Source organism: Halopseudomonas sp. T1L2 (genome assembly GCF_055397385.1).
In genome coordinates this window covers 2,456,606-2,472,005 of record NZ_AP040865.1, presented here as the reverse complement: position 1 = coordinate 2,472,005, position 15,400 = coordinate 2,456,606, and the positions used below count along the sequence as shown (strand labels likewise).

The window sequence follows — 15,400 nt, the reverse complement described above, 5'->3', positions numbered from 1 at the left end:
TCCGGTTCGGGTGTGGGGAGTGCAGCTGTTGCCAGTGTAATGGCTATGGCGCCAGCGGTCAGGTCGGTTGCTGCAGGGTGGTCAGCTCTTTGCGCAGAAACTCGCGGAACAACCGCACCCTGGCGGGGGCCTGAGCGCCGCTGAGAGTGATTGCGTAAAGGGTTCCGGTTGCTACCTGCCAGTCGGCAAGAATCGGTACCAGCTCGCCGCGGGCCAGACTCTGGCGGGCAATCAGGTCCGGCAGGGGGCCGATACCAGCGCCGTTGCACAGCAGTTGGTGGGCACTGGCGTAGTCGCTGGTGCGCATGACCGGCTTCAGGGTCAGGCTGGCCCCATGCCCGCGACTGTCGTTCAGCAGCAGGGTTGTTGCGCCGACCCGCTCACGACAGGCCAGCAATTGATGCCCGGCCAGGTGGGCAGGCTGGCTCGGCGGCTCGCGTTCAGCGAGATAGCCTGGTGAGCAATACAGCCCGATGCGGAAGTTCACCAGCGCAGAGGCGCGATAGCTCATGTCCGGCAGGTTGCCCGGCGTAGCGCGCAGGGCCAGATCGATACGATGGGCGCTGAGGTCCAGTGGGGTGTCGGTCAGCAGCAGCTCGATGTCGATTTGCGGATACTGCGCGCGGAACCGTGTAAGCAGCAACGGCAACACGCCAACTCCCAGGTCCAGCGGTGCGGTCAGGCGCAGATGACCGGCTGGCACGTCCTGCGCGGCGCGGGCGCGGGCGCTGGCGTCGGCCAGCAAGGTCAGGGCGTCGCGGGCCTTCAGATAGAACGTGGTGCCTTCCTCGGTTGCCGATACCGACCGAGGGGTGCGCGCCAGCAGGGCGACGCCGAGGCGTTGCTCCAGGCGCGACAGGCGGCGGCTGATACTGCCTTTGGTTTCTCCCCGTTCACGGGCGGCGGCGGAAAGAGTGCCAAACTCGATGACAGCGCAAAAGGCGTACAGGTCTTCGAGTGATCCGCCCAAGGTTTCCGATTTGTTAACCATGGGTTCCTTATTTGCTGTCTTCTTTCGTTTTGGAAACCAACATACTCTGCTCTCCATCAGCTCAACGCAACCTTTGGAGACACATCATGAGCAACCAACACACAGCTACCCCCGGCCTGGCCATCTTTGAACGTCTGGCCCCGCTGGGCTATCCGCTGATTCGTATTACCGCCGGTCTGATGCTGATGCCGCACGGCGCGCAGAAGCTGTTTGGCTGGTTTGGCGGCTACGGTCTGGAAGCAACCGGCCAGTTCTTTGAAGGCTCGCTGGGCATGTCCCCCGGCATTCTGTTTGCGCTGCTGGCGGGGCTGGTCGAGTTCTTCGGCGGTCTGGCGCTGGTCCTTGGGCTGCTGACCCGGCCCGCGGCGTTGGCTGTCACATTCATGCTGGGCGTGGCGCTGACCGTGCACACGGCCAATGGCTTCTTCTGGACCAATGGCGGAATCGAATACCCGCTGCTGTGGGCCCTGACCGCCTTCGGTATCTTCCTGCGCGGCGGCGACCGCTTCTCGCTGGATGCACGCCTCGGCCTGCGTATCTGATCACTGACGTGCTGGAGGACTGATCATGTCTGCCAATCGACTGCCGACGGTCTTTCTTCCCCATGGCGCCGGTCCCTGCTTCTTCATGGAGTGGGAACCGGCCGACACCTGGCAGGGCATGGAGGCTTGGCTGCGCAATCTGCTGCCGAGCCTGAACGTGGCTCCCCGCGCTCTGCTGGTGATCTCGGCCCACTGGGAAGAACCGGTCTTTACCCTGAATACCCAGGCTGCTCCCGGCCTGCTGTTCGACTACTACGGCTTTCCGCCGCATACCTATCAACTGACCTGGCCCACACCGGGTGCGCCGGAGCTGGCCGGCGAGGTTGCCGAACTGCTCGGCAAAGCGGGTTTCGATACCGCGTTCGATAATCGGCGCGGGCTTGATCATGGGGTATTCATCCCGCTCAAGCTGGTGCGGCCCGAGGCGGATATTCCGGTGCTGCAGTTGTCGCTGCGGTCTGATATGGACCCGCAGGCCCATCTGGAGTTGGGCCGCGTGCTGGCGCCGCTGCGCGAGCAGGGTGTGCTGATCGTCGGCAGTGGCATGAGCTTTCACAATATCCCGCTGATGCGCGCCAATCTGGCGGCGCCGGCGCCGGCGGTCGAGGCCTTTGATCGCTGGCTGCAGAACATGATCGTGCTGCCGCAGGCCGAGCGCGATGCTGCGCTGGCTGACTGGCAGCAGGCGCCGGGCGCTCTGCTGGCACACCCTGATGCCGAGCATCTGCTGCCGCTGCATGTGGTGGCAGGCGCTGCTGCTGACAGCCCCGGTCGCACTGACTTTCATCAGGTTGCGATGGGCGTACCGCTGGCCGGCTTTGTATTTGCCGACTGACTCCGCCCTGGTGCACGATGACGGCAACGGGTTATGGAGGCGCGGTGATGACGTTTGATCAGGGCTTGCTGGCGCGGCTGCGTGATGCGCAGCATGTGGTGGTGTTCACCGGTGCCGGGGTGTCGGCGGAGAGCCGTATTGCCACCTTCCGCGATGCGCTGAGCGGGCTCTGGTCGCGGTTTGATCCCATGCGCCTGGCAACGCCCGAGGCTTTCGAGGATGACCCGGAGCTGGTCTGGGGCTGGTACGAGTGGCGGCGCATGCAGGTGCTGAGCACCCAGCCCAACCCGGGCCATCTGGCGATTGCCGAGCTGGCAAAGCGGGTGCCGAAGCTGACGCTGGTCACCCAGAATGTGGACGACCTGCACGAGCGCGCCGGCAGTGCCGATGCGTTGCACCTGCATGGCAGCCTGCATCAGCCGCGGTGCAGTCGGTGTGCTTCGCCATTCAGCATGCCGCCCGAACCACCGTTAGAACCTGCCGAAGGTCGGCGTCTTGCGCCGCCACGTTGCAAGCAGTGCGGCGGTCTGGTCCGGCCCGGCGTGGTCTGGTTTGGCGAGAGCCTGCCGGTCGATGCGCTCGAAGCGGCCTTTGCGGCGGCGGCTGATTGTGATCTGCTGCTCTCGGTTGGCACCTCCGGCGTGGTCTATCCAGCTGCGCAGGTGCCGGAAATTGCGCTGCAGGCCGGGGCGGCCGTGGTCCACGTCAACCCGCAGCCGCAGGCGTTGGGTGGTCAGCATGAATGGCTGTTGGCTGGCGCGGCCGGCGAAGTGCTGCCATCGTTGTTGCAAGCGGCTTTCGACGAGTAAAGCGGGAGGCATCATGGCCAGTGGCTGGGCACAGGACGGAGCGGTACAGGAGCAGATCGACGCGACACTCGATTCCGCTGTCGAGCGCGCCCGGCAGGATTTGCCCAAGGGCGAAAGTCTGAGTCACTGTGAGCACTGTGGGGAGCCGATTGCCGAGCGTCGTCGTCAGGCGTTGCCGGGTGTGCGCCTGTGTCTGGCCTGTCAGGCAGAGCAGGAGAAAGACGCCCGGTTTGACTCCGGCTATAACCGCAGCGCCAGCAAGGACAGTCAGCTGCGCTAGCTGCAAGCAGGCTGATGGCGGGCGCCACCAGCCTGTCAGGCTTACTCGGTTACCGGCTCCTGGTAGTAACCCACCGCAACCAGATAGTTGCCGACCTTGCGGATCAGGGTCTTTTTCTCTTCCGGCCGCTCGGTTACCGGGTTGGGCCAGGTGTAGGTGACGCTGTCTTCACCGGCCTCTACAGCATCTAGAATCTGTTGGCCGACGCGCAGGCCGTCGCGGTTTTTCAGATCCGGGAAGTGAATGTTGAGCAAACGCCGGCTATAGCCGTGCGCCACCATGCTCATGCTGTCCATATCCACCACGAATACATACAGGTCGTCCCGGTTGAACTCGGGGTCCAGTCGATTGATTCGGGCGATGGTAGCCTCTGCATCGTCTGCGATCGCGGCAGCCGCGTCATCCAGCAGTGCCTTGGCAGCAGCTTCGCTGGAACGTGGCAGGTAATAGCCAACGGCGAAGGTCTTTCCGTCGACCTTCTGATAGAACACCTGCTTGCGTTCCACCTTGCCGTCGTTCCAGTTCATCCAGCGGTATTCGGCGCTCGACACCGTGTCTGATTCCGGTGCCTGCAGAGCCGAGTTGAAGGCTTCCTTCAGTTCCGGGTCCAGCAGCGGCGTGATATCACGACCGATCAGGGCCGCCGACGGGCCGCCACTGGCCAGCATGTAGCCGTTCTCGTCGACCACGTAAACGTACTGGTCGCCATCGATAAATTCGCCCTGGCGGCTGAAACGGGCAAAAGCCGCGTTGCCTTCCTCGCGGTAGGCAGCAATCGCCTTTTGCAGCAGTTGGGCAGCGCTGGCTGCCTGCTGTTCGTAACCTGGTTCGGCCGACGGTGGGGGCGGAGTGGACGAAGTGGCGAAGGCCGGCGGGCACAGTGCTGCCATGGTCAGAGCAGCAATCATGACCGGATTCTTGAAGTTCATAAGCATTCCTCTGCGGGATGTTGTTGTCGCTTGGACGCAATCGTCCTTCCTCAGCTTAGGTGGATACTGGGCGCTGTCGAGCGGGTTGGTATTGCCCGAGGTCAACGTGCGGTCAATCAATCGGGCTGAGGGCCCGGTTGATTGCGGCTACGGGGCACCGCTGCTGATGTTGTCATGACAGGAAAGTGATTTCCCTGATTGCGTGCAAAGGCCAGGCACAGCCCGGCGCGCTACTGGCGGCTGGCGAACTGACTGGGCGTCATACCGATCTGTTTGCGAAAGGCCGCAATAAACGCTGAGGTGGAGTCGTAGCCGCAGGCCAGTGCAATGTCGGTCACCCGCTCGCCGCGTTCCAGCATCGGCAGGGCGCTGAGCAGCCGCAGGCGCTGGCGCCAGGCCCGGAAGCTCAGGCCGGTATCGCGCTGGAACAGGCGGGTGAGGGTTTTCTCGGAACAGCCGAGCTGTCCGCTCCAGTCGCTGAGCGTCAGCGTCAGTTCGGGGTTGTCGAACAGCGCCTGACACACCTGCTGCAAACGTGAGTCATCCGGCCAGGGCAGATACAGCCCGGTGTCGCGGGCGGCGGTCAACTGGTCGAGCAATACCGCGACCAGTCGCCCGTCGGCACCGCTCTCGTCGTACTCGACCGGAATGCGACCGAACTGGTTGATCAGCTCGCGGGTCAGCGGGTTGATCTCCAGCACCGCGCACTGTCCGGCCTGCCACGGCATGGCGTCGCGTTCGATGTAGAGGCTGCGCATTTCGGTATCCGGCGAGCTGATCACCGCGTGGGGCAGATCAGGCGGCACCAGAATCGCCCGCTGCGGCGGGGCCAGAAAACGGCCGTTGCGGGTATGCACAGACAGCACGCCGGAGATGGCGTAGGACAGCTGCGCCCACGGGTGGCTGTGCCAGTGGGTCGTGGTGCTGCGGGCAAGCGATTCGCTGCGCGCATACAGCGGACGCGGCAGGCCGGGCAAATCAGGTACCGCACGCAGATTCAGGTGCTTTTGTCCGTTTGTCGACATTGTGCTATCCAATCGCGTTAGTCGGTCGTTGGCTCAGACAGTAAACTCCCTCCCCGCACGTCGCAACATTGATAACGAAAAACGAGACATAGCCATGGCACGCCCACGCTTTTTACCTGACAACATGACCCTCTGCCTGATCGCTGTCGTCATTGCCGCCAGCCTGTTTCCGGTGCACGGGCAGGCGGCTGTCGCCTTTGATGGTCTGACCAACGCGGCCATTGCGCTGCTGTTCTTCATGCACGGTGCCAAGCTGTCGCGCGATGCGATCATCTCCGGCATGACCCACTGGCGCCTGCATTTGCTGGTATTTGCCTGCACTTTCATCATGTTTCCGCTGCTAGGCGTATTGCTCAAACCGGCGCTGGTGCCGCTGGTAGGGGATGAGCTCTATCTGGGTATCCTGTTCCTCTGCGCCCTGCCGGCCACCGTGCAGTCGGCGATTGCCTTTACCTCGATTGCCCGCGGCAACGTCGCTGCGGCGGTCTGCAGCGCAGCGACTTCCAGTCTGCTGGGTATCTTTGTGACCCCGTTGCTGGTGCTGCTGCTGATGGGCGCGCAGGCCGGTGAGTCCAACACCCTGGATGCGATCGGCAAGATTGTGGTGCAACTGCTGCTGCCGTTTATTGCCGGCCAGATTGCCCGTCGCTGGATCGGCGACTGGGTTGCACGCAACAAGGGCTGGCTCAAGAGCGTGGATCAGGGCTCGATTCTGCTTGTGGTTTTCGGCGCGTTCAGCCATGCGGTGGTCGAGGGTATCTGGCAAACCGTGCCGCTTACGGAGCTGCTGGGGCTGGTGGTTGCCTGCTGTCTGTTGCTGGCGCTGGTACTGGGCCTGACCGCCTGGCTGGGTCGCCGTCTGGGCTTTAACGTCGAAGACCGCATCACCATTATCTTCGCCGGCTCCAAGAAGAGCCTCGCGACCGGTGTGCCGATGGCGCAGGTGCTGTTTGCCGGCGGCGCGCTGGGGACGCTGATCCTGCCGCTGATGCTGTTCCACCAGATTCAGCTGATGGTCTGCGCGGTGCTGGCCGAGCGTTACGGCCGCCGTCCGGACCTGCCGCAAGCCGAGTCCGCCTGACCGGGCTGCGTCCCTTGCACGTCGGCATGGATGTGCAAGGGGCAGGCAGGATTCGGCATTGACCTGCCGGGTGTGGCTCGACATGCTCTGTCGTCTACCCTTTGCTGTCTGGCTTCAGAACACAGGAAGACGTCGCATGACTGACAACAGCTATACACCGCCCAAGGTCTGGACCTGGGATAGTGAGAACGGCGGCAAGTTCGCCAGTATCAATCGCCCGATTGCCGGGCCGACCCACGAGGAAACGCTGCCGGTCGGCAAGCATCCCTTCCAGCTCTACTCGCTGGCCACGCCCAATGGCGTCAAGGCGACCATCATGTTTGAAGAGCTGCTGGCGCTTGGTCACGCCGATGCCGAGTATGATGCCTGGCTGATTCGCATTGCCGAGGGCGATCAGTTCGGCAGTGACTTTGTCGCCATCAACCCCAACTCGAAGATTCCGGCGCTGCTTGATCACAGCACCAACCCGCCGACCCGGGTGTTCGAGTCCGGCTCAATCCTGCTGTATCTGGCGGAGAAGTTCGGCGCGCTGCTGCCGAGTGATCACGCCATGCGCACCGAGGCGATGAACTGGCTGTTCTGGCAGATGGGCTCGGCGCCGTATCTGGGCGGCGGCTTTGGCCATTTCTATGCCTATGCGCCCGAGAAGTTCGAATATCCGATCAATCGCTTCAGCATGGAAGTGAAGCGTCAGCTCGACGTGCTCAACCGCCAGCTGGCCGATAACCGCTACCTGGCCGGTGACGAGTACAGCATCGCCGATATCGCCATTTACCCCTGGTACGGCGTGCTGGTAGAGGGCGGGCTGTACGACGCGGCCGAGTTCCTCTCGGTGCATGAGTACGAGCACGTGCGCCGTTGGGCGGCGGAGATTGCTGCGCGGCCGGCGGTACAGCGTGGTCGCCGGGTCAATCGGGTGTGGGGCGACGAAGCGCTGCAGGTCGCCGAGCGGCACGACGCCAGCGATATCAGCGACGTCTGATCGGTTGAGCGGAACCCGCCAGACGTATTGCGCGTCTGGCGGGCCCATTGCCTAGAAGTCGAAATCGACCTTGGCCCAGAGTGAACGCCCGGGCTCGTTGATGGCCACCGGGTCGGCGGGGAAGCCGAATGCCGAGTTGCCGGCCAGGTTCAGGTGCTCGGCGTAGGCCTTGTCGAACAGGTTGTCGACACCCACGCTCAGCTTCACCTGCTCGGTCATGCGCCAGGCGCCGTTGAGCGAGAACACGCCAAAGCCGGCGCTGCTGCCGATGTCCTGACCGACCACGTTGCCGGCGCCTTCATCCACCCGATTCTGCGCGCGGACCAGTCGCCAGAGTGCGCCGGCACTCCAGTCGTTCTGCTCGTAGCTCAGGCCCAGGCGGGCTTCCAGCGGCGGCATCTGGGGCAGCGGCTGGCCGTCGCTGCGGTTCTCACCCCAGGCGTAGGCCAGCGTGGCGTCGGTCTTCCAGTTGCTGGTCAGGTCATATGCCACGCCCAGCTCGCCACCGGCAATGCGGGCGTCGACGTTGTAGGCCTGGCTGCGGCGCATGCCCATCATGGTCGAGTAGCGGAACAGGATGAAGTCGTCGACCTGACCGGCGTAGGCCGATGCCCAGGCCTGCAGGCGTGCGTCCTGATACTGGATACCGACGTCCAGCTGGGTGGTTTTTTCCGGCTCGATGCCGTCAAAGGCGTTCAGCTCGCCGGTTGGCGCCAGGCTGGGCGAGAACAGCTCCCAGTAGTCGGGGAAGCGTTCGGCGTGGCCGAGGCCGGCGTAGACCGTTGCCGGCAGGGCGGTCAGATCCTGTTCGTAACGGACGAAGCCGCTGGGCAGGGTGTCGCTGCGGCTCTGGCCGGCGGTCGGGTTGGGCGTGGTCATGCCCATCATGTTGCGAATACCTACCCGGTAGTCCTTGACCGAGGCGCGGTCCAACCGTGCGCCGCCGATCCAGCGGGTCAGGTCGCTCTGGTGCCAGGTGGCTTCGCTGAACAGTCCGTAGTTGTGCATGACTGCGTCTTTTTCCCAGGCGAACTCGTCCGCATCGGTATAGCCGGTCATCATGCTGTAACTGGACCTGCGGGCACGGTGCTCGCTGCGCTGGGCGTCAATACCGGATACCAGTTCGACCGCGTCCCAATCGAAGCTCAGCGCCAGGCGACCGCCGAGCGTACGGCGATCCACCTGCGAGGCCATCGGCATGGGCATCATGCTGGTCGGATCGGGGCTGCGCAGGCGGAAGTTGTCCATGATGTGGTCGGCGTAGTTGTAGTAGACCTGCGCCTCCAGTTTGCTGACCTGACCGAGGTTGAGTTTCTCGAAGCGCAGGCCAAGGCTTTCGCGAGCGAACTGGGTGCCGTCCATGCCGCGCCCGGCGTAGCGCGCTTCACCGTCACCCTTGCCGGCGCTGAATTCCAGCAGGGTATCGGCATCGGGCGTCCAGCCGGCGGCGATATCACCGTTCCACTTGCTCCAGCGCGACGGCACGGTATCGCCGTTGCCATCTTCGTAATCGTCGGACTGGGCGTCGTTGCCGGCGAAGCGCAGGTAGCCGTTCTGGTTGCCGATGGCGGCATCGAGCAGCTTGTCGAAGCGGCCATTGCTACCACCCAGTACGCTGGCATGCACGCGGCTGTCCGGCTCCTCGAAACGCTCCGGCTCACGTTCGAACAGCACGGTGCCGGCCGAAGCCCCAGGCCCCCAGCGTACGCTCTGCGGACCCTTGATGACGGTCAGGCGGTCGTAGGTTTGCGGTGCGATGTAGGAGCTGGGCGCGTCCATCCGGTTGGGACAGGCGCCGATCATCTGGCCGCCGTTGGCCAGCAGGTTGATGCGCGAACCGAACATGCCGCGTAGGACCGGGTCGCCGTTGCTGCCGCCGCTGCGAATCGCCGAGAACCCGGGAATGGTCTTCAGATAGTCGGTGGCATCGCTGGCGGGCACCGGCTGGCGGGCGTCCTTGGGGTCGGCAACGATAGTCAGTGGCGAGCTTTGCTGAACGGCGGTCACCACCACGGGCGCCAGTTGCAGCGCAGCGTTGCTGCTTTCATGGTCATGGCCTTCGTGGCTTTGGGCGGTAGCGCCGAGGCTGGTAAACAGCAGGGCGAAGGCGGCTTGCCAGCGCAGGCTGACAGGGGTTCGGGTAAAACGGTTGGCGTGTTGCATTGTTGTCATCCACACAGTGGCCACAGCGGCGCAGTCGGCGCCGGGCCGAAATCAGGTCAGGGTGTTGTGGGGTGTGACGCAACGCACGGCCGGTGGCCGCAGGCAGGCTCAGACGGCGCGGGGCGCAGCGTCGAGCGGGGAGGGTGAGGCGCGGGGATTGATTGAGGGCCAGATATGGCGCGGCGGCGGGCGAGCCCATTGGCCGCTGGGTGGTGCACTGGTTGGGCTGGCGGGCAGGTAGTCGAGCGACCAGCCATGCATGGCCACCGCGCTGCCGTGGCCGATGGAAGAGCACAGCGGGCAGCCGGCCTGCAGGTCACTCATCTGGTGCTGCTTCTGATCGTCGAGATCCACACCCAGGCTGTCGCTGCCGAGGTTGCAGAACACCACCCCGACGCCGCTCAGGTGCTGCCCGCTCATCTGACCCTGGTGGAAGCCGCAGGTCAGCAGACTCACCAGGGTGCACAGGTAGAGCACCAGGGTGAGTGAAAGGCGGTTGTCTTGGGTCAGATTCATGCGCGCAATTTTAGCACCGGTGCCCCGGCGCAGAGCTGCGGCGGCTGTGGCTTATTGCCGCATCAGGCGTCAAGGCGGTCAGGCTCCTCGGCAAACGGCAGTTGCGCGGCCTGTTCCAGCTCGTTGTCACGGTAGTTGGCCAGACACAGATGGATCGCCACATAGGTACCCACGACGATCAGCAGCGTTCCCAGTTCGATCAGCAACATGACTCAGGTCCACTCATCGATAATGACAAACGTCAGCTTAGATCATCTGCCATTCAGTTGCCTGCGGTCAGGTGTCGCGCAATGCCGCGCTTGAGCGGCGCCAGCTGTTGGGCAGCGCGCAGCGCCGCACCTCGCAGCAGGCGCATCGGCAGATGGTCATTGGTGTAGCACTCGACCAGCAGGTTGGTCGCCTGGTACAGCGGCCAGGTAGCCAGTCGCTGCTGGCGCTCGTAACGGGCCAGCAGGGCGATCGAGCCGATATCGCGGTTCTGCTGGTGAGCTTCGAGTAGCAGGCGACTGAGTCGCTGCACGCTGCCGAGGCCGAAGTTGAAGCCATGGGCGGTAACCGGGTGCATGCCGACTGCGGCGTCGCCGATCAACGCGGCGCGGTGAGTCGTCAGGCGGCGGGCGTAGGCGCCGACCAGCGGATAGACGTGGCGTTCGCTGACCAGCTCCATATTACCCAGCCGGTGAGCAAATCGGCTCTCCATTTCGCGGGCAAACGCCTGCGGATCAAGCTGCTGAAGCTGCTCGATTTCCCGTGGCGGCAGGGTGACAACTACAGAAGACTGTTTGCCGTTCAGTGGCAGCAGGGCGAGGGTCTGACCGTAGCCGAACCATTCCCAGGCAACCTGCTGGTGATCGGCTTCATGATTCATGCGGCAGACCAGCATGCTTTTGCCGAAGTCCTTCATCTGCGCACCGATACCCAGTATTCTTCGGGTTTCCGAGAAGCGGCTGTCGGCGGCGATCAGCAGGCGGGTTTCCAGCCGGGTACCGTTATTCATCACCAGTTCGACGCCGCCGCTGTGCTGGTGCACCTGGCGCAGCCGGGTGTCGCACAGCAGATGCACTCCGCCGACCGCCTGCAGGCTTTGCCAGGCGGCTTGCCGGATGGCGCGGTTGGCAACCAGATGACCGAGGTGATCAGAGCCGGCGTGGCGCGCCTGAATCTGCAGGGCAAAGGGTGACGGGCCGTTCATGACCTTGGCATCGCGCAGCAGGGCTACGTCTTCAACTGGCAACCGGGGCCAGATGTCGAGCTGCTCCAGCAGTGCCCGGGAGGCATGGGTCAGGGCAATCTCGCGGCCGTCGAACGCCGGGTCGGCCAGGCTGGCCTCGCTCTGGCGCTCGACCAATACGATGTTCAGGCCGCTTTCGGCCAGCGCGCGGGCCATGCACAGGCCGCTCGGGCCAGCGCCGATAATGGCAATGTCGCAGTTCATGCGCAGCGTCTCCCAGGGAACAAAGGCCCTCAGTCTGCGCGCGCCGGACAGGTCGAATATTGCTCTGGGTCAGTGTGACGCCATGGTGCACTGCGGCTGGCTGTCGCAGCGGCTCAGAAGGCGGCGATCAGCCGGCCGAGTGCGGCCATGGCCTGCTCGCTGGGGTCATCCCAGGGGTGCCCGTAGTTCAGCCTGGCGCAGTTGCGGTACTGCCGGTTGGCCGAGAAGATCGGCCCCGGCGCGAGGCTGATGCCCTGCGCCAGCGCGTGCTGGAACAGCTGCAGCGAGTCGACCCGCTCGGGAAACTCGAACCACAGAAAGTACCCGCCATTGGGGCGGCTGACCCGCGTCTCACGGGGGAAGTGCCGGGCGGCGGAGGCCAGCATGGCGCGCTGCTGGCTCTCCAGCGCGTGGCGCAGCCGGCGCAGGTGGCGGTCGTAGCCGCCGTGCTGCAGGTAGTCGGCCAGCGCGGCCTGGGCGGGTACCGAGGACGAAATGGTGGTCATCAGTTTGAGGCGGCTGACCTGCTCGGCAAAGCGCCCGGCCGCTACCCAGCCGACCCGATAACCGGGTGCCAGGCACTTGGAGAACGAGCCGCAGTGCATCACCAGCCCGTCGGTATCGAAACTTTTGACCGGTCTGGGTGGCTTGGCACTGAAGTACAGTTCGGCGTAGACATCGTCCTCGATCATCGGCACCTGATGCTGTTTGAGCAGGGCATAGAGCTGCTTCTTCTTGGCGTCGCTCATGCTGGCGCCCAGCGGGTTCTGCAGGCTGCTCATGAACCAGCAGGCCTTGATCGGAAAGCGCTGCAGGCTGTCGGCCAGACTGTCGAGGTCAATCCCCTCACGCGGATGCACCGGGATCTCGACTGCCTTGAGCTGCAATCGCTCCAGCACCTGCAGGGTGGCATAGAAGGCCGGGCTCTCGATCGCGACCAGGTCGCCTGGCTGGGTGACCGACTGCAGGCAGAGGTTGAGCGCTTCCATCGCGCCGTTGGTGATCACCAGTTCGTCCATCGGCAGCAGCATGCCACTGACCATATAGCGCAGGGCGATCTGGCGGCGCAGGTCGGGGTTGCCGGCGGTCATGTCGGCAATCACCGAGTGGGGTTTCATGTCACGTGCGCTGCTGGCCAGCGAGCGCGACAGCCGCGCCAGCGGGAACAGGTCCGGGCTCGGAAAGGCCGAGCCGAAGGCGACCATGTCCGGGTCTTTCAGCGAGCCAAGGACCGAGAACACCAGTTCGCTGACGTCCACGTCGACGCTGCTGGAGGCGTAGGGGCTGATATTCGGCTCGCTCAGCTGACGCCTCGCCAGGGCGTGGACGAAATAGCCCGAGCGCGGTCGGGCCTGAATCAGTCCGCGGTCTTCCAGCAGGTAGTAGGCCTGGAACACGGTCGACGGGCTGACCCCGTAGGTGCTGCTGGCGTGCCGCACCGAAGGGACTTTTTCGCCCGGGGCGATGACCCCGGTGCGGATCAGCTCGGCGATGTCGTCGGCCAGCTTTTCGTAGCGTTTCATCCCGTTCTGCGACTCTGAAGGTGGAGTCCGCCACTGTAGGCCATCACGCGCGCGCATGCGATATCAGCGCACGGCCGGAGAGACGAAGGTGCTCTCGTCGCTGACTCGGCTGGCCGGATCGTTCAGGTCCTGCACCACAAACTCCAGCGGCTCGCTGCCAGCGGCGGCTGTATCGCGGCGACTGACCCGCACGGCCACCGTGCTGGTTTCGCCCGCAGGAACCTGCAGGTTGCCGAGGCCCTGGGTGTTGAAGCGCTCGGCATCAGCCAGGCTCACGCTGTACTCGCGGCTCTGCTGGGTCTTGTTCAGCACCTTGAGGGTATAGATGTTTTCGATGTCGCCATTGCTGTTGGCGCGGAATACGCTGCGGTCGCGGCTGATGTCCAGATCAATCAGCGGACGTTCCTGCAGGCCCCATACCAGGCCACCGATCATCAGCAGCAGGGCGATCGCGTAGCCGACCAGACGCGGGCGCAGCCAGTGGGTCTTGCCGCCGGCCAGTGCGCGCTCGGAGGTATAGCGAATCAGCCCGCGGGCATAGCCCATCTGATCCATGACGCCGTTGCAGGCGTCGATGCAGGCGCCGCAGCTGATGCAGTCGATTTGCAGGCCGTCGCGGATATCGATGCCGGTCGGGCAGACTTGTACGCAGACGGTGCAATCGATGCAGTCCCCCAGACCGCTGGCAGCCGGGTCCGTGTTTTTCTTGCGTGGGCCGCGCGCTTCACCGCGCGCCGCGTCATAGGTGACCAGCTGGGTGTCGGCGTCAAACATCGCGCTCTGAAAACGCGAGTACGGGCACATGTGCACGCATACCTTCTCGCGCAGCCAGCCGGCGTTGAAGTAGGTGGCAGCGGTAAAGCACAGCAGCCAGAACGCGGTAGTCGCCCCAACCTGCCAGCTCAGCAGGTCGCTGACCAGCTCGCGCACCGGGGTGAAGTAGCCAATGAAACCGATGGCGGTCACGAGGCTGATTGCCAGCCACAGGCCGTGCTTGGCGCCACGGCGCAGCAGCTTGTTCAGCGACCATGGCGCGGCGTCGAGGCGGATGCGCTGGTGGCGCTCGCCCTCGGTGACTTTCTCGACCCACATGAAGATCCAGGTCCAGACGCTCTGCGGGCAGCTGTAGCCGCACCAGATACGGCCGGCGACCACGGTAATAAAGAACAGGCCAAAGGCGGCAATCATCAGAATCGCCGACAGCAGGATGAAATCCTGCGGCCAGAAGGTCGCGCCGAAGATGTGAAACTGCTTGCTGTCCAGATCCCAGAGTACGGCTTGCTGGCCGTTCCAGTCGATCCAGGCGGTACCGAAGAACAGCACCATCAGGGCACCCGCGCCCAGCAGCCGCAAGTTGCGGTACAGGCCCTTGAAACTGCGGGTGTGAATGGGCCCGCCCTGCTGGGCGGGTGTCAGGTCTTTCAGCGGAATATGACTGGTCATGGCATCACGGCTCTTGGAAGTTCAGGCTGAGGCGATGATGCGGCTGCAACTGATTCGGTAACAGATTCAGATTGGATGCAAAAAACCATATCAGATGGGTGCCTCGTTCCGCTGGCCGGCGCAGCGTGTTTGCCTTCTCTGCGCATGCACGATGCGTAGTGCGGACAAAGCCAAAGGCGTGTCCGCGTAGGCTTTTCGTGGGCGCTGGCGGCAAGCTTTGCGAGGACTCAAAAAGGTCTAAGGCTAGCTTTAGGCGTCTCTAGTTTGCCTGCCGACTTTCATCAGGCGAGGGCCCGCGGGCTGCTTCTGAATCAGCCTTTCGCCTTCACGGCGAGCCAAGGGGGGCTGCTTGCCCAGCCCCCCAAGGGAAGCGCTTACCCATTCCGCATGCCCTCTGCGAGTGCTCAAGCGTGCAGATGCAAGGCGCGATGTGCGGCCAATAGTGGTTCTATTGGCAAGCAGCGCAACGCAGCAGATGCATGCTTGAGCGCCCGCCCTGCGGGGCGTTCATGCTGGGCCGCACTCTGCGTTGTGGTCTCTCGACAGGTCCCGACATGCCTTCGAAACCACGCCTTGATTGCAGCCCAGCTTGAACGCCAGAGGGTATGTGGAATGGGTTAGCGCTTCCCTGTATCCCCCGGGGCACCCGGCTACGCGGCTCTTCGGGTTCGCTGTGTTGCTCGGTTTGACGGGATCGGCAGAACTCGGCTCTGCGAGCCTCAAACAGGCTGCCGCTCTTCTTCCCGCCAAACCTGCGCTACTCGCCCGCGTAAACGGGACGAAATACGGTGCACACTCAATCCTTCAAGTATTTGGTCAACAGCCGCACTGCAACCCCATGCGGTG

At 63.9% G+C, this 15,400-nt stretch carries 15 protein-coding genes; 6 read left to right on the top strand and 9 right to left on the bottom strand.

All coding sequences use genetic code 11. The features are described from left to right. Positions 1 to 58: 58 nt before the first annotated feature. Entirely contained in the window at positions 59 to 991 is a 933-nt protein-coding gene (locus tag ACZ5WQ_RS11665; protein WP_464382363.1) for a LysR family transcriptional regulator, read from the bottom strand. Between the two features lie 86 nt (positions 992 to 1,077). Here ACZ5WQ_RS11665 and ACZ5WQ_RS11660 point away from each other — a divergent pair, with 86 nt between their 5' ends. From ACZ5WQ_RS11660 to ACZ5WQ_RS11645, 4 genes are read left to right on the top strand one after another with little or no spacing between them, the layout of a single operon-like run. After that, positions 1,078 to 1,533, top strand: a complete 456-nt coding sequence (locus ACZ5WQ_RS11660) for a DoxX family protein (protein ID WP_233048436.1) — start codon at positions 1,078 to 1,080, stop codon at positions 1,531 to 1,533. Between the two features lie 25 nt (positions 1,534 to 1,558). Next, a complete protein-coding gene (locus ACZ5WQ_RS11655) occupies positions 1,559 to 2,368 on the top strand; it encodes a DODA-type extradiol aromatic ring-opening family dioxygenase (protein ID WP_233048435.1) in 810 nt (269 codons plus the stop codon). Between the two features lie 47 nt (positions 2,369 to 2,415). Further along, positions 2,416 to 3,177, top strand: a complete 762-nt coding sequence (locus tag ACZ5WQ_RS11650) for an SIR2 family NAD-dependent protein deacylase (RefSeq protein ID WP_335599329.1) — start codon at positions 2,416 to 2,418, stop codon at positions 3,175 to 3,177. A 13-nt stretch (positions 3,178 to 3,190) separates the two neighbouring features. Continuing rightward, complete coding sequence (locus ACZ5WQ_RS11645) at positions 3,191 to 3,457, top strand: DksA/TraR family C4-type zinc finger protein (RefSeq protein WP_104739396.1); 267 nt, start codon at positions 3,191 to 3,193, stop codon at positions 3,455 to 3,457. 41 nt (positions 3,458 to 3,498) lie between these two features. Here the strand turns inward: ACZ5WQ_RS11645 and ACZ5WQ_RS11640 are convergent, their stop codons facing one another. Next, a complete protein-coding gene (locus ACZ5WQ_RS11640) occupies positions 3,499 to 4,386 on the bottom strand; it encodes a cache domain-containing protein (RefSeq protein ID WP_464382362.1) in 888 nt (295 codons plus the stop codon). Between the two features lie 230 nt (positions 4,387 to 4,616). Beyond that, the gene (locus ACZ5WQ_RS11635) at positions 4,617 to 5,411 is read right to left on the bottom strand and encodes an AraC family transcriptional regulator (protein ID WP_464382361.1); all 795 of its coding nucleotides are present in this window, start codon (positions 5,409 to 5,411) and stop codon (positions 4,617 to 4,619) included. 94 nt (positions 5,412 to 5,505) lie between these two features. On the opposite strand from ACZ5WQ_RS11635, the gene ACZ5WQ_RS11630 reads away from it, so the two are divergent. Continuing rightward, positions 5,506 to 6,492 (top strand): bile acid:sodium symporter family protein, encoded by a 987-nt coding sequence (locus ACZ5WQ_RS11630; RefSeq protein ID WP_464382360.1) that lies wholly within the window; start codon positions 5,506 to 5,508, stop codon positions 6,490 to 6,492. A gap of 136 nt (positions 6,493 to 6,628) precedes the next feature. Further along, the gene (gene yghU / locus ACZ5WQ_RS11625) at positions 6,629 to 7,474 is read left to right on the top strand and encodes a glutathione-dependent disulfide-bond oxidoreductase (RefSeq protein ID WP_464382359.1); all 846 of its coding nucleotides are present in this window, start codon (positions 6,629 to 6,631) and stop codon (positions 7,472 to 7,474) included. A gap of 51 nt (positions 7,475 to 7,525) precedes the next feature. Here the strand turns inward: yghU and ACZ5WQ_RS11620 are convergent, their stop codons facing one another. The 6 genes from ACZ5WQ_RS11620 to ccoG all read right to left on the bottom strand — a co-directional run bounded on the left by ACZ5WQ_RS11620 (position 7,526) and on the right by ccoG (position 14,554). Next, positions 7,526 to 9,646 carry a TonB-dependent copper receptor gene (locus ACZ5WQ_RS11620; protein ID WP_464382358.1) on the bottom strand — a complete coding sequence of 707 codons (2,121 nt, stop codon included), beginning with the start codon at positions 9,644 to 9,646 and terminating at the stop codon, positions 7,526 to 7,528. A 99-nt stretch (positions 9,647 to 9,745) separates the two neighbouring features. Continuing rightward, the gene (locus ACZ5WQ_RS11615; RefSeq protein WP_464382357.1) at positions 9,746 to 10,153 is read right to left on the bottom strand and encodes a DUF2946 domain-containing protein; all 408 of its coding nucleotides are present in this window, start codon (positions 10,151 to 10,153) and stop codon (positions 9,746 to 9,748) included. Between the two features lie 62 nt (positions 10,154 to 10,215). Next, positions 10,216 to 10,362 carry a hypothetical protein gene (locus tag ACZ5WQ_RS11610; RefSeq protein ID WP_160003199.1) on the bottom strand — a complete coding sequence of 49 codons (147 nt, stop codon included), beginning with the start codon at positions 10,360 to 10,362 and terminating at the stop codon, positions 10,216 to 10,218. A gap of 53 nt (positions 10,363 to 10,415) precedes the next feature. Next, entirely contained in the window at positions 10,416 to 11,588 is a 1,173-nt protein-coding gene (gene ubiM / locus ACZ5WQ_RS11605; RefSeq protein ID WP_464382356.1) for a 5-demethoxyubiquinol-8 5-hydroxylase UbiM, read from the bottom strand. A 113-nt stretch (positions 11,589 to 11,701) separates the two neighbouring features. Next, a complete protein-coding gene (gene mapR / locus ACZ5WQ_RS11600) occupies positions 11,702 to 13,111 on the bottom strand; it encodes a GntR family transcriptional regulator MpaR (protein WP_464382355.1) in 1,410 nt (469 codons plus the stop codon). 63 nt (positions 13,112 to 13,174) lie between these two features. Then, positions 13,175 to 14,554: a cytochrome c oxidase accessory protein CcoG gene (ccoG, locus tag ACZ5WQ_RS11595; protein WP_285677253.1), complete on the bottom strand. Its 1,380-nt coding sequence runs from the start codon at positions 14,552 to 14,554 to the stop codon at positions 13,175 to 13,177. Positions 14,555 to 15,400 lie beyond the last annotated feature (846 nt).